Annotated in this window: 22 protein-coding genes and 1 tRNA gene; 14 read left to right on the forward strand and 9 right to left on the reverse strand. The window is 71.0% G+C overall.

Going from position 1 to position 25,104, the window contains the following annotated elements; all coding sequences use genetic code 11:
* Positions 1-267 precede the first annotated feature (267 nt).
* From ACYU96_RS15345 to ACYU96_RS15355, 3 genes are all read left to right on the forward strand, one after another.
* Positions 268-1,497, forward strand: a complete 1,230-nt coding sequence (locus ACYU96_RS15345; protein ID WP_460755878.1) for a sugar ABC transporter substrate-binding protein — start codon at positions 268-270, stop codon at positions 1,495-1,497.
* 63 nt (positions 1,498-1,560) lie between these two features.
* Entirely contained in the window at positions 1,561-2,055 is a 495-nt protein-coding gene (locus ACYU96_RS15350; protein WP_460755262.1) for a hypothetical protein, read from the forward strand.
* 355 nt (positions 2,056-2,410) lie between these two features.
* Positions 2,411-2,611 carry a hypothetical protein gene (locus ACYU96_RS15355; protein WP_460755265.1) on the forward strand — a complete coding sequence of 67 codons (201 nt, stop codon included), beginning with the start codon at positions 2,411-2,413 and terminating at the stop codon, positions 2,609-2,611.
* A gap of 181 nt (positions 2,612-2,792) precedes the next feature.
* On the opposite strand, the gene ACYU96_RS15360 is transcribed toward ACYU96_RS15355, so the two are convergent.
* Positions 2,793-4,301, reverse strand: coding sequence for an IS1634 family transposase (locus ACYU96_RS15360; protein ID WP_460755268.1), 1,509 nt, complete (start codon positions 4,299-4,301; stop codon positions 2,793-2,795).
* A 233-nt stretch (positions 4,302-4,534) separates the two neighbouring features.
* On the opposite strand from ACYU96_RS15360, the gene ACYU96_RS15365 reads away from it, so the two are divergent.
* The 5 genes from ACYU96_RS15365 to ACYU96_RS15385 all read left to right on the forward strand — a co-directional run bounded on the left by ACYU96_RS15365 (position 4,535) and on the right by ACYU96_RS15385 (position 7,769).
* The gene (locus ACYU96_RS15365; RefSeq protein ID WP_460755271.1) at positions 4,535-5,116 is read left to right on the forward strand and encodes a hypothetical protein; all 582 of its coding nucleotides are present in this window, start codon (positions 4,535-4,537) and stop codon (positions 5,114-5,116) included.
* 15 nt (positions 5,117-5,131) lie between these two features.
* Positions 5,132-5,608, forward strand: a complete 477-nt coding sequence (locus ACYU96_RS15370) for a hypothetical protein (protein ID WP_460755274.1) — start codon at positions 5,132-5,134, stop codon at positions 5,606-5,608.
* 177 nt (positions 5,609-5,785) lie between these two features.
* Positions 5,786-6,211, forward strand: coding sequence for a polysaccharide biosynthesis C-terminal domain-containing protein (locus tag ACYU96_RS15375; protein ID WP_460755881.1), 426 nt, complete (start codon positions 5,786-5,788; stop codon positions 6,209-6,211).
* Positions 6,195-7,403: a hypothetical protein gene (locus ACYU96_RS15380; RefSeq protein ID WP_460755277.1), complete on the forward strand. Its 1,209-nt coding sequence runs from the start codon at positions 6,195-6,197 to the stop codon at positions 7,401-7,403. Before ACYU96_RS15375 ends, ACYU96_RS15380 begins: the two co-directional genes overlap by 17 nt.
* 165 nt (positions 7,404-7,568) lie before the next feature.
* Positions 7,569-7,769 (forward strand): helix-turn-helix domain-containing protein, encoded by a 201-nt coding sequence (locus ACYU96_RS15385; protein ID WP_460755280.1) that lies wholly within the window; start codon positions 7,569-7,571, stop codon positions 7,767-7,769.
* 582 nt (positions 7,770-8,351) lie between these two features.
* Here ACYU96_RS15385 and ACYU96_RS15390 read toward each other — a convergent pair.
* Together ACYU96_RS15390 and ACYU96_RS15395 are read right to left on the reverse strand one after the other, a co-directional pair.
* Positions 8,352-8,427 (reverse strand) — tRNA-Arg (locus tag ACYU96_RS15390).
* Between the two features lie 49 nt (positions 8,428-8,476).
* Positions 8,477-9,448: a L,D-transpeptidase gene (locus tag ACYU96_RS15395; protein WP_460755282.1), complete on the reverse strand. Its 972-nt coding sequence runs from the start codon at positions 9,446-9,448 to the stop codon at positions 8,477-8,479.
* Positions 9,449-9,591: 143 nt separating this feature from the next.
* On the opposite strand from ACYU96_RS15395, the gene ACYU96_RS15400 reads away from it, so the two are divergent.
* A complete protein-coding gene (locus ACYU96_RS15400) occupies positions 9,592-10,998 on the forward strand; it encodes a helix-turn-helix domain-containing protein (RefSeq protein ID WP_460755285.1) in 1,407 nt (468 codons plus the stop codon).
* 17 nt (positions 10,999-11,015) lie between these two features.
* On the opposite strand, the gene ACYU96_RS15405 is transcribed toward ACYU96_RS15400, so the two are convergent.
* Both ACYU96_RS15405 and ACYU96_RS15410 read right to left on the reverse strand, forming a co-directional pair.
* Positions 11,016-12,209: an MFS transporter gene (locus ACYU96_RS15405; protein ID WP_460755883.1), complete on the reverse strand. Its 1,194-nt coding sequence runs from the start codon at positions 12,207-12,209 to the stop codon at positions 11,016-11,018.
* A gap of 371 nt (positions 12,210-12,580) precedes the next feature.
* Complete coding sequence (locus ACYU96_RS15410; protein WP_460755287.1) at positions 12,581-14,041, reverse strand: ROK family transcriptional regulator; 1,461 nt, start codon at positions 14,039-14,041, stop codon at positions 12,581-12,583.
* 117 nt (positions 14,042-14,158) lie between these two features.
* On the opposite strand from ACYU96_RS15410, the gene xylA reads away from it, so the two are divergent.
* Positions 14,159-15,316 (forward strand): xylose isomerase, encoded by a 1,158-nt coding sequence (gene xylA / locus ACYU96_RS15415; protein ID WP_460755290.1) that lies wholly within the window; start codon positions 14,159-14,161, stop codon positions 15,314-15,316.
* Positions 15,317-15,452: 136 nt separating this feature from the next.
* On the forward strand, positions 15,453-16,964 hold the full coding sequence (locus ACYU96_RS15420) for a xylulokinase (protein ID WP_460755292.1): 1,512 nt from the start codon (positions 15,453-15,455) through the stop codon (positions 16,962-16,964).
* 21 nt (positions 16,965-16,985) lie between these two features.
* On the opposite strand, the gene ACYU96_RS15425 is transcribed toward ACYU96_RS15420, so the two are convergent.
* The 4 genes from ACYU96_RS15425 to ACYU96_RS15440 all read right to left on the reverse strand — a co-directional run bounded on the left by ACYU96_RS15425 (position 16,986) and on the right by ACYU96_RS15440 (position 22,167).
* Positions 16,986-19,787, reverse strand: a complete 2,802-nt coding sequence (locus ACYU96_RS15425) for a glycosyl hydrolase family 28 protein (RefSeq protein WP_460755295.1) — start codon at positions 19,785-19,787, stop codon at positions 16,986-16,988.
* Positions 19,788-20,033: 246 nt separating this feature from the next.
* A complete protein-coding gene (locus ACYU96_RS15430; protein WP_460755298.1) occupies positions 20,034-20,696 on the reverse strand; it encodes a dihydrofolate reductase in 663 nt (220 codons plus the stop codon).
* Position 20,697: 1 nt separating this feature from the next.
* Positions 20,698-21,501: a thymidylate synthase gene (locus tag ACYU96_RS15435; RefSeq protein ID WP_460755300.1), complete on the reverse strand. Its 804-nt coding sequence runs from the start codon at positions 21,499-21,501 to the stop codon at positions 20,698-20,700.
* An 84-nt stretch (positions 21,502-21,585) separates the two neighbouring features.
* Positions 21,586-22,167 (reverse strand): hypothetical protein, encoded by a 582-nt coding sequence (locus tag ACYU96_RS15440; RefSeq protein ID WP_460755303.1) that lies wholly within the window; start codon positions 22,165-22,167, stop codon positions 21,586-21,588.
* Positions 22,168-22,303: 136 nt separating this feature from the next.
* Between ACYU96_RS15440 and ACYU96_RS15445 the strand changes: the two genes are divergently transcribed.
* From ACYU96_RS15445 to rocD, 3 genes are read left to right on the forward strand one after another with little or no spacing between them, the layout of a single operon-like run.
* Positions 22,304-22,777: an OsmC family protein gene (locus ACYU96_RS15445; protein ID WP_460755305.1), complete on the forward strand. Its 474-nt coding sequence runs from the start codon at positions 22,304-22,306 to the stop codon at positions 22,775-22,777.
* Between the two features lie 52 nt (positions 22,778-22,829).
* Positions 22,830-23,696, forward strand: coding sequence for a hypothetical protein (locus tag ACYU96_RS15450; protein ID WP_460755308.1), 867 nt, complete (start codon positions 22,830-22,832; stop codon positions 23,694-23,696).
* Positions 23,697-23,744: 48 nt separating this feature from the next.
* The gene (gene rocD, locus ACYU96_RS15455; protein WP_460755310.1) at positions 23,745-25,088 is read left to right on the forward strand and encodes an ornithine--oxo-acid transaminase; all 1,344 of its coding nucleotides are present in this window, start codon (positions 23,745-23,747) and stop codon (positions 25,086-25,088) included.
* The last annotated feature ends 16 nt before the right edge of the window (positions 25,089-25,104 follow it).

The raw sequence follows: 25,104 nt of genomic DNA on the forward strand, positions 1-25,104 counted from the left end.
GCGACGGTGCGACACACCGGCCAACACACCGGAGACCCCGTCGCGACGGCGCGCCACGGCGGCCACGCCGCGGCCGGGCGTCGCGGCGTCGCACCCCCTGCGGCCACGGCATCGCCCGACATGGCGGGCGTCCGGCCCCCCCGCCGACCGTTGTCCGATTTATGGCTGGAAGGGGGTTCTGGTACATCGAATGCGCCCGAGGCGGACCCGACCGACACTGGCGATGGTGCGGATTTCATCCGCTCCGCAGAGAAGGGGACCGTGATCATGGATCGAAAGATCCTTCGCATTCGCATCTCTGTCGCCGCGACGGTGAGCGTTCTGGTGCTCTCGGCCGCCGCGTGCGGCCCAGGGCTGGACAGCGCGATCGGGGGCGATGACGCGGACCTCCGCGTGCTCGTCGGCCCGAGCGACGCCGCCGAGACGAGGTCGGTCCGCGCGGCCGTGCTGGACTGGAGCCGGGGCTCGGGGCGGGGAGCCGGCGTCGGCGTGTCCGCCGACCTGCCCCGGCAGCTCTCCCAGGGGTTCGCGCGCGGCAGCCCGCCCGACGTCTTCGCCGTGAGCACCGACTCCTTCGCGAGCTATGCCGCGGACGAGCTGCTGCAGCCCTACGGCGACGAGCTCGGGAACACCGACGACTTCTATCCGACCCTCGTGGACACGTTCACCGTCGACGGCGAGCTGGTCTGCGCACCGAAGTCGTTCTCGACGCTGGCCCTGATCATCGATGAGCAGGCCTGGCACGACGCCGGGCTCGCTCCCGGCGACTACCCGACCACGTGGGGCGAACTCCGCGACGCGGCCGCCAGCCTCACCACGAGGTCCCAGGTCGGGCTCACCTTCCCGCCGGAGTGGCAGCGCATCGGCGCGTTCGCCGCGCAGTCCGGCGGCCGGCTCGTCGACGAGGCGCTGCGGCCGGGCGCGGACAGCCCCGAGAACTTCCGCGCGCTCGCGTTCGCCAAGGACCTCCTCACGTCCGGCTCCGCGAAGTTCCCGTCCGACATCGGCGCCGACTGGGGTGGCGAGGCGCTCGGAACGGGTGCGGCGGCGATGACCGTCGAGGACAACCGGGTGGTCCCCGCGCTGCGTGACGGCTACCCGGACGTGGACTACGCCGTCGTCCCCCTGCCCTCCGGGCCGGCCGGACCGGGGACCCTCCAGTTCACGGAGTGCTGGGGGATCGCGGCCGACGCCGCCGACCACGACGCCGCCGTCGACCTGGTCCGGCACCTGACCAGCACCGCACAGCAGACGGCGTTCGCCGAGGACTTCGGGGCGATGCCGACCGTGCGGTCGGCCGCGGCGGCATGGGCCGAGGCGAACCCCAGCCAGGAGGCGTTCCTCGACGGCGCGCGGTATGCCGAGGGCGTGCCACCCGTGGTGGGACTGCCCGACGCGCTCGCCGGCGTCGACGCCCTCCTGGAGGACCTCCCGCACGACGACCCCGGGAAGATCCTCACGGCGGTGCAGTCCGCGCTCGCCACGGTCGGCGAGTAGGAGATGGTGCGCCTCTGTGAGTCGCTTTCAAACACAGACGGGTGCAAAAGTGAAGGTTTGAAAATGCCTGATTTGGTACGCTTTTGCAACTCTCTTTCAAACAGAAGCGGACCCCTGTTTCGCCTGCTCAAGGCCGTGGATGATGTGGGCGGCCTGGAGAGACTACAGGCGAGCGAAGCTACTGTGGACGCACTCATAGGGCAGACGGGAGCGGATCGCAGTGCGGTCCGGCTGAAGATCAAGGAGAACCGGAAGTTGTCCGCGGCAGAGATCACTGAGCTGGTGGAGCGCTACGAAGCCGGGACCACGATCCGCTCACTCGGCGATACGTTCGGCATGCACGAGCAGACGGTACGGGCGCACCTGCGGCGCCAGGGTGTGACCCTGCGCCCAGTCTGCTCCCTCACTCCCGAACAAGACGTCGAGGTTGAGCGACTGTATGTCGCGGAGAACTGGACCATGGCCGAGCTCGGACGGAGGTTCGAGGTGGATGCGTCTTCGATCCGGCGGGCGCTGGTGCGACGGGGCGTGGAGCGTCGGCCACAGAAGAAGAGGTGACCTCGGCACAGGACATCGGGCATGAGCCTGTCGTTGGGCGAGGCGCGCACAGAGGTATCAGACGCGGCCCGGTAGCGACGACGAAGAGCCCCAGTCCAAGGTGGACTGGGGCTCTTTCGTGCCTTGGCGGGTGCGGGAACGGCTCGACGGAGAGACGCTGAAGCATGGTCAAGAACCCAGAGACGCCCGAGTGGTGGACGTGTAACAGCGAGCAGTGCGCTGGCCAGTGCCAAGAGTTCAGGGTCTTCAACACCGGGGCGGTGAAGACCTACATCTGCCAGGAGTGCGGGTCATACGCGACGGCCTTCAGGAAGTGCTGACTGCGCGCCGGCCGGACAACATGCATGCTGGGGCGATGGCCAGGAAAACCCGTCTCGTCCAGAAGAGCGAGAAGACCGAGCCGGAGCCGGTTCGTGAGCTGCGCCCGCACCCGAGGGTCTGGAAGGCCGCCCTCGAGCGCGTGGGCGGTGATGCGTCGCGGCTGCATGCCGTCGAGGACTTGGACGCGGCCGACGGGGTGACAGTCGTCGTACTCCCCGACGACTCAGGCAGTTAGAGTCGGCCGTCCTCTTCTACGAGCCTCCTCGTCGAGGAACAGAAGGAAACTGCTCACGAAGAGCACGGCCTGCACGGCGTTGCGGCGCGAATATTGCTTGGCGCTCACCGCGTGCACCGAAGCGTGCCGGTTGAACGTGGTCGGTATCGGATCACCCTCCTCTGGCCTGGATCGTGCAGGTTTAGTCACCCCGTAGCCGGTCGAGGATCTCGCGCGCTGCGGGGGTCAGGTCGGGCTGGGCGGTGAGTTCGTGGCCGGCGATCTCGATGACGGCGGTGTGCAGGGGTCGCAGGGTCTGGACGATCTTGCGGATCGTGACGCCGGTGACGGTCTGGAGGTGGCGGGCCACGGCCAGTGCGGTGAACACGATGGTGAGGTGGGCCTCGATCGCGTCGCGCTGGTGGTGGAACACGGGCCGGGCCGCGAGGTCGTTCTTGGCCATCCGGGAGGAGCGTTCGACCTGGTAGAGGTCGTGGTAGGCGTTGATCATGGCCTGCCCGTCCATGACGTCGGGGGCGATGTTGCTGACGTACCCCTTCAGGCCGGCCAGGTCCCGGGCGCGCTGGACGAGGTCCCAGTCCACGCCCCGGCTGGTGTCGTCCATCTTGACGAACCGGTCCTTCTTGAGCGGCTTGTCACCGGCGGCGACCTTCTCCGCGCGGGTGACCTGGGCGTTGATGGTGCGCTGGTCGCGCTGCTGACGGGCGAACAGGTACTGGTAGACCACCCGCCGGGTCCGGGCGTTCTTCCCGGCGCCCATCACCCGGGTGGACTCCAGGATCTCCTTGTCCTTGAAGTAGTTCCCGTGCCGTTCGAAGTGGTCGGCCAGGTCGTAGGGCGCCTTGGTGATCCGGGAACCGACGATGAACTTCAGGCCAGCGTCCTCCAGCTCGTTGAGGTTCGCCGCCGAGAGCATGCCCGCATCGGCGACCACGACCATGTCGCTCGCCCCGAGCGAGGCCAGTAGGTCGGTGACCACCGGGATCAGGGTCTTGGTCTCCGCCTTGTTCCCCTCGAAGCAGTGGATCGCCAGCGGGAACCCGCCCGCGTCCACGAGCAGCCCGACAAGGATCTGAGGATCGACGCGCCGCTCCTTGCTCATCCCTACCCGGCGCAGCGCGTCCTCGTGCTCGGCCTCGAACCACAGCGTGGTGCAGTCGTACATGACCAGACCGAGCCGCCCGCCGGCCCGCGCGGTCGCATGCTGCACGCAGGCCGCGCCGACCTCGGCCCGGTAGTCACGCTCACCGCAGCGTTTCAGCGCATCGAAGATCGTCCGCAGTGCCGGGGCCGGCACACCGACGTCGTCCAGGACCCGGATCGTGTCGGCCTTCGAGGTCGGCTCGATGATCCACGCGAGCACGACCTTGGCGAACACCGCATCGCCGATCCGGTCGAACCCGAGGTCCCGATAGGCCTGCTCGAGCACGTCCCACAAGATCTGCGACCTCGCGCCGAGCATCCGCGGGGAGCCGCCCACCGGCGATCTCCCGGGATCCTCCACCTCCAGGACGCCCTGGCCGGGATGATGCAGCCACTCGGTCGCCACCTGCCGCAAGACCGCGAGCTCGGCGTCGTCGTGCGCGGACCCGATGCGATCGATCCCCACGACCCGCCGGCCCTGCTTGTGAACGATCTGCACCGCCCGAGCGCCCGAAGCGGTCGGCACATCCCGAATGAACGACACCACCGCTCGACGCTACGACCCAGCCCCCGATTAGTCACCCCGAACAGGCCCCACCGAGACCATCACCGCAGATCACCGATCAGCCGATAACGACACCCCGCTCAACCTGCACGATCCAGGCCGGATTCAGCGCGTGGCTGCACCTGGACCAGGGCAACCACGGTGCAGCGCGCATCCAGTACCTGACCGCAGTCGGTCATGCCGAGCGCGCAGAACATCAGTTACTGACCGCGTACATGCGGGCCTCGCTCGGCGCATTCGCGACCGAGGCCGGTGACGCCAGGGCCGGACTCGCACTGCTGGAACACGCCAGGACCGAGGTGGGACCGGACGTACCCGCACCCGCGCACGCGTGGCTGTCCGCACAACTCGCCGTCGCCCACGCCATGCTCGGTGAGCACCGGGCGGCCCGCGCCGAACTGCGCACGTGCGAACGCCTCGCCGCAAGTAGCGACGAACAGGCACAGTGGCCATGGATGTTCCGGTTCGACGCGGCCAAGGCAGCCCGCTACGGAGCGCAAACACTCGGGGCGCTCGGCGACGTCGCCGGTGCGCGAGAGACCTACGCCCTCGCCGCGCCATCACTGACGGCGCCCAAGGCGCGGGCCGTCGCGCAGGTGGGCCACGCCGCAGCGCTGGCGGACGCCGGTCACCTGGCCGAGGCATGCACACTGGCCACCGACGCCGTTCGCACCGGGCGGCGGTTCAGCTCGGAACGGATTATCGGCGGTGTACGCCGCTTCCGGTCAGGGCTCCCGACACGGTGCACGGCCGCCACCGACCTCGACGATGCCCTGGCGGGTCTATACGCAGGGTAGATACGCTCCAGCACCATGACTCACGTCGCGTTTACCGGCCACCGAGGACTACCCGACGACGTCGTTCCCCTCGTCGACAGTGCTCTCCGCCAGGTGCTTGCGCGGTACGACAGCGAACTGGTCGGGATCTCCTCGCTCGCCGACGGAGCGGACACGCTCTTCGCCCGCGCCGTGCTCGACGCCGGCGGCCGGCTTCCGGCCGTCATCCCGGCGATAAACTACCGCGAAGCGCTCCCCGCCGAGCACCGTCCGGTCCTGGACGACCTGCTCGCCCACGCTACCGACGTTGTCCACCTCGACTACCCCGACTCGACCAGCGAATCCCACATGCCCGCCGCCGAGCGGATGCTCGACGACGCCGACGAACTCATCGCCGTCTGGGACGGGAAGCCCGCACGCGGCTACGGCGGAACCGCCGACATCGTCACCGAAGCACGGCGACGGAACGTCCCGGTGGAAGTGCTGTGGCCAGAAGGGGCACGACGCGATTGACAAAGGGCGCGAACGGAGCAGGAGCGCTGCGGTGTGGTTCGAGGTGACCGAGGGACAGTTCCGCCCTGACGACGCGGACACCTCGACAGCGACCTCAGAAACTAATTTGCTCCCGCACGGGGTGCGCGACAAGGTGCAACCCTCCGACGTAAGGAGATGAAAAGCGCTGTGAACCGTATGCATATCGAGGCTCTCGACGATTCGTCCGACGCTAGGGGGCAAAGCTTCTCTATCCTTAATTCCCTGCTCCGGGCCATCGGCCCCGCTCGGGATATTCACATAGGCGAAGTTCGCCCCGGCAGCATTCGAGGAAACCACTTCCACTCCAGCCGCAGGGAACTGATCGCCGTAGTCTTCACTGATCAATGGTCCCTCCATTGGGACACCGGCCCCGAGACTGCTGTTCATGTCAGGAAGTTTTATGAGCCCGGAGCAGTGGCAGTACGTCCGCCGCTCGATTGGTCACACGCCGTCAGGAACGACGGCAGCGAATCGCTGTGGATCGTTGCTATCAGTGATCAGCCCTATGATAGACACGAATCAGATCCTGTCCTTCGAGACGCGGTCAGGCGACCGGTAGTGGGTCATGAGCGACAGCCCTGAGGGCGACATCTTCCGAACCTTTTGCCACATCAGTGATTACGGCGAGGCCGGATACGAGAATCTACATCGGATGCTCGCTGCTAGCGCGCCGCTGGTTCTTTGGTCTCCTTCAAGCGTTCAGATCGAGTCATCAGCCTGCCGACTGGCACCTAGAGAGTTCATCAATCTGGTTGAAGCAGGGGCAATCAGGGTCATCGGGCGGGAAGACTGGATTCTCAGCCGACCGTTTCGGAACAACCACCGATGGGCTGGCGCTCGATGGGTGCCAGAGATCGACGAAGCCCTCAAATCTATTGCCACGAATGATCAGTTGCTACCCGTCCACGGACGTAGGGTCGCACTCGCCGAGAACGAGCAAGGCTCGGCCTGGGCAGACCGACACCTTGAGAAGAACCCGATCCTGACGGATCAAATCTACTCCGCAATCACTGCACCTGGCGCCACGTCTCACTTCCCTCCGGGCGTTACAGAAAAGGCTCTAGCTGCGGCCGAGGACGCCACATCCGTCGTGAGGCGCGTTGTACGAGATGCGTATAATCACGACGCTGCAATTGCTCTATCAGGGACGCGAACCCCGTTCCTGCTCACACCAAGAGAAGCGCGCTTTCATCAACTCCTAGAATCTGTTCGGATATCGTCCGATACGCAGTTTCCCCCGACCCAACCAGTGGATGACCTAAATCCAGAAGCGTTTAGCGACCTTACAGCTGAAGTGCTCAAGGTGCTTGAACATCTTGAAACATCCGGAGCGACAAAGCTTAGCACGTTCATGCGGAGCGGAGGCCAAGAACAACTCGCCAGATGGATGGAGGTCGTTTGCGAATCCCTAAATCGTACTGACGCGAAGAGTGTTCGGGGCGAAGTTATAGCCAGACTTCGGAGCGAGTTCGACAGTGGAAGGCTCCACGATAATTGGAGTGACATTTTCGCAACACATCACTCATTGGTTGGTTCATTTGGGACGGGCATCGGGACAGCTGAAGCCGTAGCCAGTGAATTGTCAATCTACGGAGCGCTCGGGCTCGCAACAGGAGCATACGCAATCGGACATGGGCTCGCGCAGAAGCTGGGCTACGCCGAGGTCGACTACAGCGGCCCACAGTGGGCGTTCATCTACGCATTCGGCCGAAGGGCGTCAGGACGGCGGAAGGCCCGGATGCAACAAACACTTGACTTGTTGACCCCCGATTGATGGACATCCATGCGCTGGTACCGGTGTGTCACACCGGCGTGACCGCATCGAAGGATACGGCGGTGCGTGCGCTGTTGGTCGGGCGAGGTCGCTGCGAGATGGCCACTCGCGGCTTCGCCTGGACCGTGGGGGTTGTCACCGACCCCTACGGGAGGGAGCCCGCCCATGTCCCCCACGACCTTGAAGAACCACATCCAGATGGTGTCGTTGAGCGAAGCCGCAGACACCTTCGGCGTCTCGGTCAAGACCATCCGCCGTCGGATCGCCGACGGGACGATCGCCGGCTACCGGATTGGACGGCTCATCCGTGTAGACATTGGCGAGGTACGCGACCGCCTCGCCATCCCGATCCACACGGTCCGCTGACAGTCGACGACGGTGCACATATGGTGCACGCGGCAGCGGGCCAGGTCAGAAATACATTCTGACCTGGCCCTTTGCTGTGGGCGCGACTGGTTCGCACCGGTCGCCATCGGAGGAGGTGAGGAACGCGCCTACGCATCCTCATCGAGCCGGAGCGAGCCGTAGCGGGCGTTCTCTCCCGTACGGCCCCGGAAGCGGCGGTGTACTGGACACGGGCGGTGTAGCGGGGCGTGGCGGCCCCTCCGTCGTACGTATACCCGTCGTGCTCGTGCCCGAGGAGGATCGCAAGGACACCTGTGGTGACGGAACGCACGCGAGCCCCAGGCTTCGTGGAGCGGGTCACATTGCGAGCCGGGCTCGCAACGCTGGCGTCCATCGGGTCGGCCCTCGACGCGTCGTACGCTGCCGTGTGGGCGGCACACAGCGTCGAACCTGGCGCCGCTTCGGTGGTGCAGGCATCCTCGCCGCACTCGTAGGTGGTGTTTATGGTCGAGCCCCGAGTCCGTGGAAGGCACGGAGGGGGCATGCCCTAGAAGCAAGCAAGGCCCCTTACCGGCGTTGTCGCAGGTAAGGGGCCTATTCTGCTGGTGCGCCTGATTGGATTCGAACCAACGACACCCGCTTTAGGAGAGCGGTGCTCTATCCACTGAGCTACAGGCGCTCGGGCACACAGCCTAACGTGCCGTGGCCTCTGGGTGGGGCCATGTTTCTCAGGCCTGGACGAGGACCGGCACACCCGCCGGGAGGTCCTTGACCGCCTCGAAGCCCTCCGGCGTGAGCCGCACGCAGCCGTTGCTGACCTCCTGGCCCTGCCCGACACCCACGTGCAGCGCGGTGGCGGCGTAGTTCACGCCCGCGAACGTGTCGAGCGACTCCGACTGCACCGACAGGAACAGGCTCAGCCCCGTGTTCGAGGCCATGGTCACCGTCATGACCTGCCCGACGCCCTGGGGTGTCGGCGTGCTCGGGGCCCCGACGCCGGCGGGGACCGTGGTCTGCCCGCCGTCGGTGGTGACGACCACCGTACGGTCCGAGAGATCGACGACGATCGACCGGCCCTCCTTCTCGAGCCGCACGGCTTCCTTCCGTACCCACCCGGCCGTGCCGTTCACGGATCCCGGGTCGGTGGACGGGAGCCCTCCGCGGCCGTACGGCAGGAGCACCTTGGCCCACTCGTCGTCGGTCTCGAGCACGAGCCAGCGGGCGGCGGTGTCGTACTGGTTCGCGCCGAGCGCGAGCCGTGGCTCCTTCGACACGTCCGGCTTCGCCCAGACCGGCGTGCGCTCGTTCCGGGGCACGGCCACCACGCCGGGGAGGTCGTCGAGGGTGGCCACCTTCGAGCGCGGCATCCCGGGCAGGACCGACTCGATGGTCGGCACCTCGAGGGCGGCCAGGTCGAACGTCGCCGGAGTGGGGCTCGGCGTCGGGGACGACGTCGGGCTCGGTGACCGGGGCGTCGGGCTCGGTGACCGGCTCGCCGGGGCCGCCTCGGCCGCCATGCGCGCGCCCGGGTCGTCGCGGAGCACCGTGATCGCACCCAGCACGGCCAGCGCGAGCACCACCAGCACGCCCACGACGAGCGCCGCGATCCCGCCCGGCCGCAACGTGCCGGGCGGTGCCGTGCCGAGCGCGCCGAACGCGTCGGTGCCCTGGTCGGGCTGCGGTTCTCCGGATGAGCTCATCCCCCGTCACCTCCGTCCGAGGTTCATTGTGCCGGAGGACGCGTCACCGGGCCCGCGCGAAAACGGAATGTCACACACGTCCGATATCTTTCTGCCTGCCCCTACGTGTACCCGCCTGCCCCCAGCGCCTCAAGGAGAGCCCCGTGCCCCCGACACCGCAGCAGCTCCGCTCCCGCGGACTGGTGCTGACCGCCGCCGTATCCGTCGCACTCATCTCCACCGGCTCCGCCTATCTGGCGATGGTCGCCTTCGGCATGGACGTCCTGGCGATGAACGCCGGCACCGCCTATGCGACCGCCGGCGTCTTCGAGCTGTCCCTCGTCACGGTCGCGCTCCTGGCCCGCGAGGCCGCCAAGGACAACCGTCCCGGCGGCACGCTGCTCAGCCTGACCTGGGCGCTCTCCTCCGCATCGGGGGCGTTCGCCGCATGGCACGAGATCTTCATCGAGCACCCGCTGGGTGCCGCCATCTTCCGCTTCCTGGTGCCGCTGCTGGCCGCCCTGATGTGGCACCTCGCGCTGATCGGGGACCGGCACCTCGCCACCGGCATGTCCTGGTCCGGCCTGCGCCAGGCCCGGCGGATGCATGCCCTGTTCCTCACCACGGAGGACCTGTTCCGCGCCCAGAGCCTCCTCGACGGGTCGCGGTCCTCCCGCCGTCGGCTGGTCCGCGCCGAGGGAGCACGACGCCAGGCCCGGTCCGTCGCGCTGCGGACCGTCCCGCCCACGGAGATGCGTGCCCAGGTCGCGGCCTGGTGCGAGGCGCTGGCCGCGGTCGGTGACGGCACGGCCGACGTCGCCCGCCTGCACGCCGACGACCGCCGGCGGCTCGCCGGGGCCCAGCTGGCCGAGACCGCTCCCACCGTGCCCGAGTACGAGCGGCGCGCGGCGGACGCCGTCGCCGCCGAGCTCGCACCGGGCGCGACCCGGCTCGCGCCCGCCGACGCCCGCGGTGGTCGCGCGATCGAGAGCGCCTGGACACCATCGCACGGCCCCTCGGCGGTCGACGGACAGGTCCAGGAGCCTGCGTCGGTCCACGAGCGGCGCCGGCCGCCGGGCGCGGGTGCGGCAGCCGCCGTGGCAGCGCTGACCGGTGCCGCTCCGCACGCCGCCGGGGTGCGACCCATCGGCGCGCCGTCGCCGAGCGACCCGCCTCCGGTGCGCCCGCCGACCGGGTCGATCCCGATCGCGACCGTCGCGGCTGCCGCGGCCGAGGCCGTCGACCGCCGTCGTCCCGCGGCACGCGAGGAACGGCGCACCGAGGTGCGGTCCTCCGCCCCGACGGCGGCGCCGGCGCAGCCCTCGCAGTCTCAGCAGGAGTCGGGACGTGCCCAGCAGGAGACCCGGCGACGCGGCCGGAACGCCGCACCACCGGAGCGCCAGCCGGGCATGCGGCTCGACGGGACCGCGGTCAACCGGATCATCGACCTGTTCGCGCAGGGCTCGACGGTGAAGTCCATCGCCGAGGAGATGAAGGTGAGCGAGTCGACGGTCCGCAAGCGGCTCAGGGACTTCGAGGCGACGGGCTCGATCCCGGTCGTGCGCACCTGACCTGACCCGGGGGCGGCTCAGTCCGCCTCCGCGTGGGCGATGTGCCCGAGGGCGCGCCAGATCAGGGCGAGCGTGATCCCGGCTCCCACGAACCCGAACCAGAAGGGCGCCGTCAGGCCCCACTGCTCGGCGATGACCCCGCCCAGGGCGTTGCCGAGCAGGATCCCGCCGAAGACGGCCACCATGTTGAGCGAGCCCACCCGGCCCTGCAGCTCGATCGGCGTGGCCCGCTGCCGGACGGCGTTCGAGATGGCGCCCCACATGAACGAGTAGACGCCGAACGCGAACATGGCGGCGAACGCGCCCCACTCCGTGGTGTTGATCGCCAGCACCAGGTGCCAGAGGACCTCGCAGCTCAGCACCACCCGCATGATCGTGGCGAACGCGAACCGGCGCTGCACCGTGTCGAACACGGCGGTGCTGAGCAGGCCGCCGAGCGCCATCGCGGTCGTCAGCAGGCCGAACTCCAGGTGGCTCATCCCGAGGTGCTCCGTCGCGTAGAGCACCAGGACGCCGATGGGCATGGCGTACGTGACGTTGAACGTGAGGATCGTGAGCATCAGCGTGCGCACGGCGGGGGCGTGCCAGGCCCAGCGCAGCCCTTCGGCGATGTCGTGCCGGAGGTATGTCCCGACGTCGCCGCGGGGCGAGCCGGAGGGCGTCACGACCTTGGCGATCAGCACGATCGCGAGGGAGACCATGATCGCCTGGGCGAGGAACGGCCACACCATGCCGGCGGCGAACAGGAAGGCGCCGATCGGCGGTCCCGCGAGCTGGTTCGCCGTGAGGAATCCCGCCTGCAGCCGCGCGTGGCCGATCGCCAGGTCCTTCCTGGGCACGACCATGGGCAGGAGCGTCTGGCTGGTGGTGTCGGCGAACACCTCGGCGACGCCCAGGGCGAGCATGGCCGCCAGGACGACGGTGATGTTCACCGCCCCGGTCACGATGAAGGCGCCCAGGGCGGCGATGACGAGCACCCGCAGCGCGTCGGCGACGATCACCAGGCGACGGCGGTCCACCCGGTCCGCGACGGCTCCGGCCCACAGCCCGAACAGCAGCCACGGCAGCTTGTTGAGCAGTGCCGCGAGGGCGACGAGGAACGGTGAGCTCGTCTGGGAGGCGACGAGGAGCGGCCCGGCGGCCATGGCGATCCCGTCCCCGATGTTGCTCACCCAGGAAGAACCTGTCAGCCACCTGAACGAACGTCCCATACGTTCTGGGAACACCACTTCGACGAACTTGCTCACGAGTCGGTGATTCTAAGGAGGAGGCGTTGGGGACGCATAGTTGTTTTCCTCCTCAGTGGTCGGCCAGGCGCCGTCCAGCGTTGCGCTGTCGCAGGTCACAGCCCACGTTTCCCACCCCGCTGCCCTATCGGAACCAGAGAACATGGACGATCGTCCAATGTTGTGTTGACGCACGCCGGGATCCGGTGCAGACTTCTGGGCAGACGGTGCGCATCGCCCGCCCCCTGCGCGGTGCGCACCGTCATACCCCATCGGGCTACGGCCCGATCGTGACGCCCCTTCGGACCCCCTGCCGGAGGGGCGTCCGCATGTCCGGAGCCGGCCGGCACGGCGGGTCACAGCCACGCCGCCGGTGCTGCCAGGACTCCCCGCAGCACCTCCCGCGCGCCTCCCGTGAGGGCCGCCTGCGTACCGGCCCGGGCCGCACGGACCTCCAGGTCGACGAACGGCGCAGCCAGCACCCGCTCCGCGAGCACCGCCTCGACCTCGGGCCGGAGCCACGGCAGGAGGTCCGTGTAGATCCCGCCGAGCACCACGGTGTGCACGTCGACCAGGTTCACGAAGTCCGCGAGAGCCGCGCCCAGAGCCCGCCCCGCGCGTCGCAGAGCGGCGTGGGCGGGGAGGTCCGCGGCCGGGGCCCGGCCCGGTGGGAGCGACGCCGCCCCGGCGTGCGCGGGCCCTGGCGTCGCCGTCTGCGGGCACTCCTGCCCGAGGAGGGCGAGGAGCGCGGCGAGCGGCGCGTCCGCCGCGAGGCCGGCGGCGGCGGACAGCGCCTCCTTGCCGGCGAACTGTTCGAGACAGCCGTGCGCCCCGCAGGAGCAGCGCGGCCCCGCGGGGTCGACGACGACGTGCCCCACCTCGCCGTTCCACCCGCGCTCGCCGAGGAACAGCTCGCGGCCGACGACGATCGCCGCGCCGATCCCGACGTCGCCGGAGACGTAGAGGAACGACTCGGGGACGTCGGACACGACACCCGCGCCCCTGGCGGTGGCCTCGGGCGCGGCCCACGCCGCGCCCGCACCGGCCGCGCCCGCACCGGCCGCGCCCGCACCGGCCGCGCCCGCACCGGCCGCGTCTGCGCCGGCCCTGTCGGCGTCGGCGTCTGCGTCGCCCGTGCCGGCGTCGGCGGCAGCTCGGTCGGCGTCCGTGGCACCCGTGTCGACGCCCCCCGCGCCCGGTCCGCCGAGCTCGGCCAGCGCGGCCAGCTTCGCCTCGTTGGCGACCTCGACCGCCACTCCGGGGAGCCGGAGCAGCGGCACCGGCTCGACGGAGGACCAGCCGAGGTTGGGGGCGACGTCGAGCATCCCGGCACGGCTGTCGACCAGGCCGGGCAGGGCGAGTCGGGCGCCTGCGAGCCGCATGCCGTCGTCGTGCGCGGCGTCGGCGAGGTCGCGCGCGATCCGGCCGAGAGCGCCGAGCACCTCGGCGGGGTCGCTGTCGTGGAAGGCACCCGGGACCACCCGCTCCGCGATGATCGCGCCGGTGAGGTCGACGAGGCGCGCGCCGAGGTAGTCGACGTTCACCTCGAGCCCGAGACCGACGATCGAGCGCCCGGCGGGCACGAGCGGGACGGCGGGCCGCCCGGCCCGGCCGTCGGCGACGGCGGGCAGCTCGTGCACGAGCCGCGCGCCGATCAGCTGGTCGATCAGGGTGGACACGGTCGCGCGCGTGAGGCCGGTGGCGGAGGCGACGTCCGCGCGAGAGGGCGGCTCCAGCGCCGCGAAGACCGCGCGCGCGACGAGGCCGAGGTTGCGTTCACGCAGGGTGTACTGGCGGGACGCCACCGTCGTCGTCACGCCTTGACTGTAGCGGAACCTCGGGGGATAGTTCATCCGTACAACAAATAAGGCTCGCGACGCCGCGAGGGCTCAGCATCACGGCGTTCCGCGGGCCGACTCGACGAGGAGACCCACGTGAGCGACATCAAGTACTCCTTCGGCCTGTGGACCATCGGCTGGAATGCTCAGGACCCGTTCGGCGCGGCGACCCGCCCCGAGCTCGACCCCGGCGAGTCCATCCGCAAGCTCGCCGACCTCGGCGCGTGGGGCTTCACGTTCCACGACAACGACGTCTTCCCGTTCGACGCCGACGCCGCGGCCCGGCAGTCCCACATCGACTCGGTGCGGAAGGCGGCCGCCGAGACCGGCATGGTCTGCGAGATGGTCACCACGAACACCTTCACGCACCCCGTCTTCAAGGACGGCGCCTTCACCTCGAACAACCGCCAGGTGCGCCGCTTCGGCCTGCGCAAGGTGCTCCGGAACGTCGACCTCGCCGCCGAGCTGGGCGCCTCCACCTTCGTCATGTGGGGCGGCCGCGAGGGCACCGAGTACGACAACTCCAAGGACCTGGTCTCGGCACACGCACGCTACGCGGAGGGCATCGACACCGTCGGCGCCTACATCAAGTCCCAGGGCTACGACCTGAAGATCGCCCTGGAGCCGAAGCCGAACGAGCCGCGCGGCGACATCTTCGTGCCGACCATCGGGCACGCCATCGCGCTCATCGACACGCTCGACAACGGCGACATCGTGGGCATCAACCCGGAGACCGGCCACGAGCAGATGGCGGGCCTCAACTACACGCACGGCCTCGCGCTCGCGCTGTACTGCGGCAAGCTGTTCCACATCGACCTGAACGGCCAGCACGGCCCCCGGTACGACCAGGACCTGGTGTTCGGCCACGGCGACCTGCTCTCGGCGTTCTTCACCGTGGACCTGCTGGAGAACGGCTTCCCGAACGGCGGGCCGCGGTACGAGGGCCCGCGCCACTTCGACTACAAGCCGTCGCGCACCGAGTACCTGGACGGCGTGTGGGAGTCGGCCAAGGCGAACATGGCCACCTACGACATGCTCGCGGCGAAGGCCTCGGCGTACCGGGCCGACCCGGAGGTCCAGGCCGCGTTCGAGCACGCCGGCATCTTCGAGCTCGGCGAGCCGACGCTGGCCGCGGGCGAGACCGTCGAGCAGTTCGTCGCGAACGACGAGAAGTACGATGTCGACGCCCTGGCGGAGCGCGACTACGGCCTGGTCAAGCTGCACCAGCTTGCGCTCCGGCACCTGATCGGCTGAAGCACCTGACAGGCTGACCGGCCGCCTGCCGCAGCCCGCACCAGCCCCACCACCGGCCTGGTCGGTCGACCCCTGACCGACCAGGCCGGTGGCCCCGTTCCGCCCCTCCCGCCTCCCACCATCCTCAGGAGCACCGATGCCCCTCGTCGCCGGCGTGGACACGTCCACGCAGTCCTGCAAGATCGTCGTTCGCGACGCCGAGACCGGCGAGCTGGTCCGGTCCGGGTCCGCCAAGCACCCCGACGGGACCGAGATCCACCCCGATCACTGGTGGACCGCGTTCACCGAGGCGGCCCTGGCCGCCGGCGGCCTCGACGACGTCGCCGCGATCGCCGTCGGCGGGCAGCAGCACGGCATGGTCGTGCTCGACGGCGAGGGCCGCGTGATCCGCGACGCCCTCCTGTGGAACGACACCCGCTCCGCGGCCGCCGCGGAGACCCTCGTCACCGAGCTCGGCGACGGCGACCGGGAGACCGGCGCCCAGGCGTGGGCGGACGCGATCGGCTCCGTGCTCGTCGCGTCCCTCACCGTGACCAAGCTCCGCTGGCTGCACGACGCCGAGCCGGACAACGCCGCCCGGGTCGCCGCCGTCGCGCTCCCCCACGACTGGCTGTCCTGGCGCATCGCCGGCTACGGCCCGGCGGACGACCCGAGCGCGCCGCTCGGCCCGGACCTCGGGGCCCTGTGCACGGACCGCTCGGACGCCTCCGGCACCGGCTACTACGACGCGCAGGGCGACGGCGGCGCCGGCGAGTACCGTCCCGACCTGCTGCGCATGGCGCTCGGTCGCGACGACGTGATCCTGCCCCGGGTGCTCGGCCCTGCCGAGGCGGGCGGCGTCGCGCACCCGTCGGTCGCCGGATCCGGCGTCGACGGCGGGGCCCTCGTCGGCCCGGGTGCCGGCGACAACGCGGGTGCCTCCCTGGGGGTCGGCATGACGCCGGGCGACGTCGCGATCTCGATCGGCACGTCCGGGGTCGTCTCCGCGGTGGCGCCGCGGCGCACCGCCGACGGGTCCGGCGCCATCAACGGCTTCGCCGACGCCACCGGGAACGCCCTGATGCTCGCGGTCACGCTGAACGCGGCGCGCGTGCTCGACGCCGCCCGCGACGTGCTCGACGTCGACTTCGACGAGCTTGCCTCCCTCGCGCTGGAGGCACCCGCAGGCTCCGACGGCCTGGTCCTGGTCCCCTACCTCGAGGGCGAGCGGACCCCCAACCGCCCCGACGCCACCGGGACGCTGCACGGCATCCGCCTCGCGACGTCGACCCGCCCGCACCTCGCACGCGCGTACATCGAGGGCATGCTGTGCGGTCTCGCGGACGGACTCGACGCCCTGAAGGCGCAGGGCGTGCCGGTGGAGCGGGTCATGCTGATCGGCGGCGCGGCCCAGTCGCCCGCCGTGCAGCAGATCGCGCCGCAGGTCTTCGGCCTGCCGATCGCCGTCCCGGAGCCTGGCGAGTACGTCGCCGACGGCGCCGCCCGACAGGCGGCGTGGGTCCTGGCCACGGGCACGACGGCGGGCAGCGCGGGCACGCTCCCCCGCCCGGCTCCCCCCGCCTGGTCGACGACAGTCTCCGTGACCCTGGACGCCGACCCGCAGCCCCTGGTCCGCGCACAGTACGCGGCGGTGCGGGACCTGGTCTGACCGCCACACCCGTCGGACCCGTCACACCCGCCGGTAGGCGGCGTGAAAGGTCCGTCCCGGGACGGCGGGCTCGCAGAACGCCTGGGCCTGGACAGCGAGCGTGCCGTCCGGTGCCCAGGCGAGACGCAGCCGCCACGTGGTCAGGCCCTCGCCGTGCAGCGCGCAGCGAACGTCCAGCAGGCCGGGACCCGGCCGGCCCGCGGTGACGACCGCGGGATCGCCGGAGATCCGGGTGCTGACCGGTCCGTCGAACCGCAGCTCGATGGCCCAGCCGGACGCGCCGTCGCCGGACGTGGCGGTCAGCCGCCCGCCGTCGTCGTCGAGCGACAGGACAAGCTCCGCCGGCCCCGGCCCGTCCGTGACGTTCCGGTAGGTTCCGGCGGCTCCCGGTACGGGCGCCGCCACGTGCCGCGGCGTCGGCCAGTCGAGGACGGCGGCGGCGGGACCGTCCGCGCCGTCGGAGGTCGCCTCGCCGGAGGCTGCTGCCCCGTCCACCGTGCCCGACGGCGCGCCGGGCGGGTACGCCGTCCCGCCGTCGGCCCGCGGAGCGCCCGGCCGGGAGCTCTCGCGGTCGATCCACGCACCGAGCGGCTCCACCACGTGCTCGACGACGTCGTCGAGCAGGCGCTGGTCCCCGCCCGTGCACGCCTGCGCGTCGGCGGTGACGACGACGGCGAGGTCGCGGCCGGGGTCGCCGTACACGATCTGGCCGCCGAGCCCGAACATCAGCCAGCCGCCCCGGGCCGGGAGCCACGTCTGGTAGCCGTAGCCGCCACGCAAGGTCTCACCCCAGGTCAGCCGGGTTGTGTCGGCCTGCGGGCGGAGGGTGTCGCGCAGGTGGTCGGGCGGGACGAGGCGGACGCCGTCGTGCACGCCGTCGGCGAGGAGCAGGTGCGCGAGGCGCAGCAGGTCCCGCGGCGTGCAGATCAGGCCGGACCCACCGTGCGAGATCCCCTCCGGCCCGGTGAGGAACCGCAGCTCCTGCCCGATGCCGAGCGGGTCGAGCAGCCGCGGGCGCAGGTAGTCCGCGAGCGAGGCGCCCGCGAGGCGTTCCACGAGCGCCGAGAGCGTGTAGGTGGCGGAGGTGTCGTAGGTGAACAGCGTGCCCGGGGGATGCGTCGGCGGTACCCGGAAGTACGACTCCAGCCAGCCGCCCTCGGACGGCGTGTACGTCGTGGAACGGTGCGGGCCGCGCATCGTGAGCAGGTGCCGGATCGTGGTGGACCCCAGCCACGGGTGCACCGGCGCCATCTCGGGGAAGTACCGGACGACCGGGTCGTCGAGGTGCAGCGCGCCCTCGGCCGCCAGCAGACCGACGGCCAGGCTCGTCACCGACTTCGACACCGAGTACATGCGCTGCGGCACGTGCGGGCCGAGCGGCGCGCAGGCGGCACCCGCCACGATCTCGCCGCCGACGCCGACCTCGATCGTGTGCAGGGCGATGTCGAGCGCGTGCGCGCGCCGCGCGAGCCCGTCGATGGCCTCGGCGGCGACCGGCCCTGCCGACGAGGCCAGGCCCGTGGCGGCTCCCGTCGCTGCGGTCAGCGTCGTCGTCCTCACCTCCGTCAGTCGTAGGGTCGGGCTCTCCTCGACGGCGAACCCCGGACCGTCGCACCCGTCGACGCGGACGCGACGCACGTCCGAGTCCGCCACGTACCCCAGGTGGAAGCCCTGTCGCACCATGAGCTCCACGCCGTCGGCCATCGCCGGGCGGGCGGCGACCGCGTCGTCGGCGAACGAGACCGCGATGTCGTCCAGCGTGAGCTCGCTGACCGGCTGCTCCGGCAGCCCGTACACGTGCGCGGCCGCGGCGTGCACGCCACGCGCGGTGAGGTGCGTGACGTGGATGCGGCGGAAGAGGGGCGTCGTGCCACCGACCGGGTGCGGGAACCGATCTGCGACGTGCGGCTCGTCGCCGCCCGGCCCGCAGAAGTAGAAGGGGTTGATCACGAGCGGGCACATCACGTCGCTCATCACGACGTTGCTCACGCGCACGTCCTCGACGACGCCGCCGCGACCGCGCCGCGCCTTGATGCGGATCCCGCGGTCGGTCCCCTGGAAGACGCAGCCCGTGATGACGACGTTCCGCACGCCGCCGCTCATCTCGCTGCCGATCACCACGCCGCCGTGGCCGTGCACCATGGTGCAGCCGGTGACGGTGATGTTCTCGCAGGGCACACGACGCGGCGAGGCCTCCGTCCCCGACTTGATCGTGACGCAGTCGTCGCCGACGTCGATGTGGCAGTCGCTGATCCGCACGGTGCGGCACGACTCCGGGTTCACGCCGTCCGTGTTCGGCGAGTCCGCGGGGTTGTGGACGCGGATGCCGGACACGGTGACGTCCTCGCACAGCAGCGGGTGCACCGTCCACGACGGGGAGTCGGTCAGCGTGACGTCGCGGACCGTGACCCGGTGGCACTCGTGCAGCCCGATGAGCGTCGGGCGCGGGTGCTCCAGGTCCGCCGGGGCGTTGCGGAACGTGTCCCACCACCGCGGTCCCCCACCGTCGATGGTGCCGAGGCCGGTGACCGCCACGCCGGTCTCACCGTTCGCGTACAGGCACGGTGAGTGGACGACGGCGGGTGCGCCCTCCCAGCGGGCCTCGACCGGCGGGTAGAGCGCCGGGTCGGGGTCGAACTCGAGACGCGCGCCCGCCTCGAGGTGCAGCTCGACGTGGCTGCGCAGGCGCAGAGCGCCGGTGCGGTGCACACCCGCGGGGACTGTCACGGTGCCGCCGCCCGCCCGCGCGGCGTCGTCGATCGCCGCCTGGAGAGCGGCGGTCTCCAGGCCGCCGTCGCCCGCCGGGTTCGTCGCTACCACCACCGGTGCTGCCCTTCCGATCGCCGTCGAACCGCGTTCCCGCCCACCTCGGACACATGCTAGCAACCGGTTTCCCACGAACGTGCCCGACGGGACGGCCGCACCACGAGAACGTCCGGCGGGCGATGGACGGTGCGCTCCGCGAGCCCGACCCCGACACGGGCCGGCGACGGCCGCGCACGGATGTGAGACCGGCGCTGCGGCGCGCTCCCCGCGGACGGGGTCCGCGGCGGCCGCGCCGCAGCTCGCTCATCGGCCCGGCAGCATCCGCTCGTAGCGGACGTGGCGGTAGCGCAGCGTGCCCGGACCCGACGACGTCCGCCACTCACCGACGCCGACGGCCCGCCATGCCGCCGGGTCGATCTCCGGGGCGAAGGTGTCCCCGGCGACCTCCAGGTCGACCTCGGTGACCTCCAGCCGGTCGGCGGTCCCGACCGCCTCGGCATAGACGCGCGAGCCGCCCATCACCCAGGCCTCCTCGCCCCCGGGAGCGTCGGCCGCGAGCGCCAGCGCCTCCTCGAGCGATCCTGCGACCTCGACGGTGGTGGCCGGAGCGACGGGGTCCGCACCGAACGTGGACGGAGCCACCATGCCGATCACGGCCCCGAAGCGGGTGATCACCACGTTGGTGCGGCGCGGCAGGGGACGTTTCGGGAGGGACTCCCAGGTGAGGCGGCCCATCACGACGGGGTGCCCGGACGTGGTCGCCTTGAAGTGCGCGAAGTCCTCGGGGATGCGCCACGGGATCGTGCTGTCCGCGCCGATCACGGGCCGCCCGGTGGCATCGCGGGCCTGTGCCCAGATGAGGCCGACCATCGACGGTGCCGTCCGTCCCCGGCGACCGGTGTCGTCCCCGGACCGCCCGGGCCCGGTCCCGTCGGCGGCCGTCGTCGTCCGCGGTGCTCCGGTCATCTCAGACCGCGATCGGGGCCTTGATGCCCGGGTGGGAGACGTAGCCGAGGACCTCGACGTCGTCGTACTCGTAGTCGGAGATCGAGTCGCGCGGTGCGAGCCGGAGCGTCGGGTACGGGTACGGGTCGCGCGTGAGCTGCTTCTCGACCTGCTCGACGTGGTTGTCGTAGATGTGCACGTCGCCGCCGGTCCACACGAAGTCGCCGACACCGAGACCGGACTGGGCCGCGACCATGTGCGTGAGCAGCGCGTACGAGGCGATGTTGAACGGCACCCCGAGGAAGAGGTCTGCCGAGCGCTGGTACAGCTGACAGCTGAGCTTCCCGTCGGCGACGTAGAACTGGAACATCGCGTGGCAGGGCGGCAGGGCCATGCTGTCGACCTCGGCCGGGTTCCAGGCGGTGACGACGTGCCGCCGCGAGTCGGGATCGGTGCGGATCTGCTCGATCACCCGGGCGATCTGGTCGATCTGCTCACCCGACGGTGTGGGCCACGACCGCCACTGCACGCCGTAGACCGGGCCGAGGTCGCCGTTCTCGTCGGCCCACTCGTCCCAGATCGTGACGCCCCGCTCTTGCAGCCAGCGCACGTTGGAGTCGCCCCGGAGGAACCACAGCAGCTCGTGCACGATGGACCTGAGGTGCACCTTCTTGGTGGTGATCAGCGGGAACCCTCGGTTCAGGTCGTACCGGAGCTGCCGCCCGAACACGCTCCGCGTCCCGGTACCCGTGCGATCGCCCTTGCGCGCGCCGCCGACGAGCACGTCGCGCAGCAGGTCCTCGTACGGGGTGGGGATCGCGTCCATACGGCCAACCCTACGGCCCCGCCACCGGGCCCTGCCCGACCCGCTCCCCCGTGTCGCCGCCACCACCGACGGCGGCCCCCGACGCTACGCCGCGGGTCCGGTGCCCTTCAGGTCCCTGAGCCGCCTTCCCCGGTGCCTGAACCAGACGACCAGGCCGGTGAGCACGAGCGCCAGCACGCCGCCCACCAGCGTCCCGGTCAGCGAGCCGCCACGGAACGCCGGGGCGTCCACGTCCATGATGCGTTCCCCCGCGTGCGCGGCGTTCGACGACCCCAGCACCACCGCCACCGTCAGCAGGTTCGGGGCCGCGCACAGCACCCCGAGCACCAGGAGCGCGACCCGGGCCGGCACCGCGCGCCGTCCCGGCCAGGCCGCCAGCCCCAGCAGCACCACGGGCACCGCCGTGAACACCGCCCCGATCAGGAAGCCCCACCACGCCCCGGCCGCGAACGAGCCGTCCACCGCGTTGCCGATCGTCTGCGCCCACCAGCGCGGCAGGAACGCGGCGAGGAACTGGTACACGAGCCACACCGCGACGAGCACCCCCGCCGCGACGAGGAGCCGCGTGACCCAGCCGCGCCAGTCCAGCCAGACGCTGCCCGACGACGGCGCGACGGTTCCCTCTGCCGGCTCCGTGCTCTTCTTCGCGTCCTCCGCATCGCTCATGGGTGTGATCATCGACCGGGAACGCCTTGACCGCACGCCGCGTTGTGCGGGATGCGGCCCGGGCCGCGGCGGTTCTCTGCCACGGTCTGCGCCGTGTTCTTCGGCGATGTCAGACAGTGATGGAAGGATCAGGCCCATGAGCGAGACGACCGAGCAGACCGACGCAGCCGTGACCCCCTCCCCCACGGACGCCCTGTGGGTGGAGCGGAACGGGGTGCGCACGTACACGGGGTTCTCGGAGCGCGGCGCCCGCGTCGAGATCGGCCCGGCCGAGGCCGGTGCCGTCTTCACGCCCGGCGAGCTCCTGAAGATCGCCGTCGCGGCGTGCGCCGGGATGAGCAGCGACCGCGCGTTCGCGCGGCGCCTCGGCGACGACTACGCGGCCACGGTCCGCGTCGAGGACGCCAAGGACATGGCCGAGGACCGGTACCCGGTCCTCACCGAGAAGTTCGAGGTGGACCTGAGCGAGCTCGACGAGGCGGACCGCGACAAGCTGCTGACGATCGCCCAGCGCGCCATCGACAAGGCCTGCACCGTGGGCCGCACGCTCAAGGCGGGTGCCGAGGTGCCGCCCGCCCAGTTCGACCAGCCGGGGCAGCCCGGAAGCTGATCCCAGCCCTCACCCAGAACCGCACGTCCCCGACACGTGCCGAGAGGACCGCATGGCCAAGGACGAGCAACAGACGGACCGCACTCAGAGCCCTCCGGACACCAGCACGTCCGATCCCACCCTGGGGAAGGAGGTGCTCAAGCCGGACAACTCCATCGAGGTCACGCCCGCGGACTGGGTCAACTACAAGCCCGACAGCCCGCTCGACCACCTGATCGACAAGGCCGTGACGGTACCGTCCGTCGCGATCCGCCGGCACGTCGACAAGCTCCGTGCCCGGAACCCGTACGCGTCCCCGGCGGAGATCATCACGCTGCTGGAGAAGGAATACCTGCGGGTCATCGAGACCACGGGCGGCGCGGTCGGCGCCGCGGCTGCCATCCCGGCCGTGGGGACCGCGACGAGCGCGGCGCTGTCCACCAGCGACGTCGCCACGTTCTTCGCGTCGTCGGCGGTGTTCTCGCTGGCCGTCGCGGACGTGCACGGCATCTCCACCGAGGACGTCCCACGCCGTCGCGCCCTGCTGCTGGCGACGGTCCTGGGCGACAAGGGTGCACAGGACGTCGAGAACGCCGTCGGCGGCTCGGGCGTCGCATGGGGCAAGGTTCTGCTCACGAGCATGCCGCGCACCACGCTGACCCGCGTCAACAAGGCCCTCACGCACAAGTTCGTGCAGAAGCAGCTGGCCAAGCAGGGCAGTCTGCTCCTCGGGCGCATCCTGCCGTTCGGGGTCGGCGCGGTGGTGGGCTGGTTCGGGGCACGCGCCCTGGGACACACCGTGATCTCCCAGTCGCGGATCGCGTTCGGCCCGCCGCCGGACCACTTCCCGCGCGAGATCGAGGACCCGGGCACGAAGAAGCTCGGGGGCCGGAAGCGGCGCGGCCTGCTGGGGAAGAAGCGGAGAGAGCTGGAGCAATGACCGGTAGATAGCAGGCGTTCCGGCCAGAGCCGACCTACGCTCGTCGCCATGGAGGAACCACGACCCACCGTCGAGAAGTCCGCTCTGGCCCCGAACGAGGACCCGCTGCCGATCACCGTCTCACGCGCGCAAGGCGCCTACGTGTGGGACGTGGACGGCGACGCCTACCTCGACTTCCTCGCCGGCTACTCCGCGCTCAACTTCGGCCATCACCACCAGGCGCTGGTCTCGGCGGCGATCGGCCAGCTCAAGCACGTGACCCTGACCTCGCGCGCGGTCGGGCACGAGCTGCTGGAGCCGTTCGCCCGCCGAGCGGCCGACGTCGTCGGGCCGCTGACGACGGGCGGCCGGGACAGCCTCGTCGTCCCGATGAGCACGGGCGCCGAGGCGGTCGAGACCGCCGTCAAGGCCGTCCGCAGGTGGGGCTACGACGCCAAGGACGTGCCCGAGGACCAGGCGAACATCGTGGTGGCGTCCGGGAACTTCCACGGCCGCACGACGACGCTGTCCGGCCTCTCGGACGACCCGGCGGCGCATGACGGCTTCGGGCCGTTCGCCCCCGGCTTCCGCCCGGTACCGTTCGGCGACGCCGACGCCGTGGCGGGCGCGATCGACGACGCGACGGTCGCCATCCTCATGGAGCCCATCCAGGGCGAGGCGGGCGTCCGCGTCCCCCCGGACACCTTCTGGCCCCGCCTCCGCGAGCTCGCCGACCGGAACGACGTCGTCCTGGTCGCCGACGAGGTCCAGTCCGGCCTGGGCCGCACGGGCCACATCCTGGCGTGCGAGCTCTGGGGCACGCGGCCCGACCTGGCAGTGCTCGGCGAGGCCCTCGGCGGGGGCATCGTCCCCTCCTCGGCGGTGATCGGCCGGGCGGACGTCCTGGAGGTCCTCACCCCGGGAAGCCACGGCTCCACGTCCGGCGGCAGCCCGTTGGCCTGCGCCATCGCGATCGCCGTCCTGGACCTCCTGGAGCCGGGCCAGTACCAGGCCCGCGCCGCCCAGCTCGGCGACGAGCTCCGGCACAGCCTCCAGCGCCTCACCGACCAGGGCCTCGTCACGGGCTTCCGCACGGCGGGGCTGTGGGCGGGCGTCGACATCGACCCGTCCCTCACGCCGCACCGCGACGACCCGGCCCGTGCCCTGGCGGAGGAGCTCCTGGAGCGTGGCGTCCTGGCCCGGGAGACCCACGGCAGCACGCTCCGTCTCTCGCCCCCGCTGTCGATAGCCCGCCCGGAGCTCGACCACGCCATGGAGCTCCTGGAGCTCGCCCTCCGGGACCTCGCCCAGGCCACCTCCCCTGCCCCGGCCGGGCCCGGGGCCTCGGCGGCGCACGGACCCGACCCGGACGCCACCGCTCCCGAGACCGACGACACGGCGACGACCGCCTGAGACGCACGGCGCCGGC

The organism is Myceligenerans cantabricum (assembly GCF_054777735.1).

What these genes read in the sequence shown, in the direction of transcription:
- ACYU96_RS15440 (WP_460755303.1), bottom strand. Translation starts at nt 22,167, where the DNA reads ATGAGCGATGCGGAGGACGCGAAGAAGAGCACGGAGCCGGCAGAGGGA.
- ACYU96_RS15450 (WP_460755308.1), top strand. Translation starts at nt 22,830, where the DNA reads ATGGCCAAGGACGAGCAACAGACGGACCGCACTCAGAGCCCTCCGGAC.
- ACYU96_RS15430 (WP_460755298.1), bottom strand. Translation starts at nt 20,696, where the DNA reads ATGACCGGAGCACCGCGGACGACGACGGCCGCCGACGGGACCGGGCCC.
- ACYU96_RS15435 (WP_460755300.1), bottom strand. Translation starts at nt 21,501, where the DNA reads ATGGACGCGATCCCCACCCCGTACGAGGACCTGCTGCGCGACGTGCTC.
- ACYU96_RS15355 (WP_460755265.1), top strand. Translation starts at nt 2,411, where the DNA reads ATGGCCAGGAAAACCCGTCTCGTCCAGAAGAGCGAGAAGACCGAGCCG.
- ACYU96_RS15395 (WP_460755282.1), bottom strand. Translation starts at nt 9,448, where the DNA reads ATGAGCTCATCCGGAGAACCGCAGCCCGACCAGGGCACCGACGCGTTC.
- ACYU96_RS15370 (WP_460755274.1), top strand. Translation starts at nt 5,132, where the DNA reads ATGACTCACGTCGCGTTTACCGGCCACCGAGGACTACCCGACGACGTC.
- rocD (WP_460755310.1), top strand. Translation starts at nt 23,745, where the DNA reads ATGGAGGAACCACGACCCACCGTCGAGAAGTCCGCTCTGGCCCCGAAC.
- ACYU96_RS15380 (WP_460755277.1), top strand. Translation starts at nt 6,195, where the DNA reads ATGAGCGACAGCCCTGAGGGCGACATCTTCCGAACCTTTTGCCACATC.
- ACYU96_RS15445 (WP_460755305.1), top strand. Translation starts at nt 22,304, where the DNA reads ATGAGCGAGACGACCGAGCAGACCGACGCAGCCGTGACCCCCTCCCCC.
- ACYU96_RS15365 (WP_460755271.1), top strand. Translation starts at nt 4,535, where the DNA reads ATGCGGGCCTCGCTCGGCGCATTCGCGACCGAGGCCGGTGACGCCAGG.
- ACYU96_RS15345 (WP_460755878.1), top strand. Translation starts at nt 268, where the DNA reads ATGGATCGAAAGATCCTTCGCATTCGCATCTCTGTCGCCGCGACGGTG.
- ACYU96_RS15405 (WP_460755883.1), bottom strand. Translation starts at nt 12,209, where the DNA reads ATGGGACGTTCGTTCAGGTGGCTGACAGGTTCTTCCTGGGTGAGCAAC.
- ACYU96_RS15350 (WP_460755262.1), top strand. Translation starts at nt 1,561, where the DNA reads ATGCCTGATTTGGTACGCTTTTGCAACTCTCTTTCAAACAGAAGCGGA.
- ACYU96_RS15385 (WP_460755280.1), top strand. Translation starts at nt 7,569, where the DNA reads ATGTCCCCCACGACCTTGAAGAACCACATCCAGATGGTGTCGTTGAGC.
- ACYU96_RS15375 (WP_460755881.1), top strand. Translation starts at nt 5,786, where the DNA reads ATGCATATCGAGGCTCTCGACGATTCGTCCGACGCTAGGGGGCAAAGC.
- ACYU96_RS15420 (WP_460755292.1), top strand. Translation starts at nt 15,453, where the DNA reads ATGCCCCTCGTCGCCGGCGTGGACACGTCCACGCAGTCCTGCAAGATC.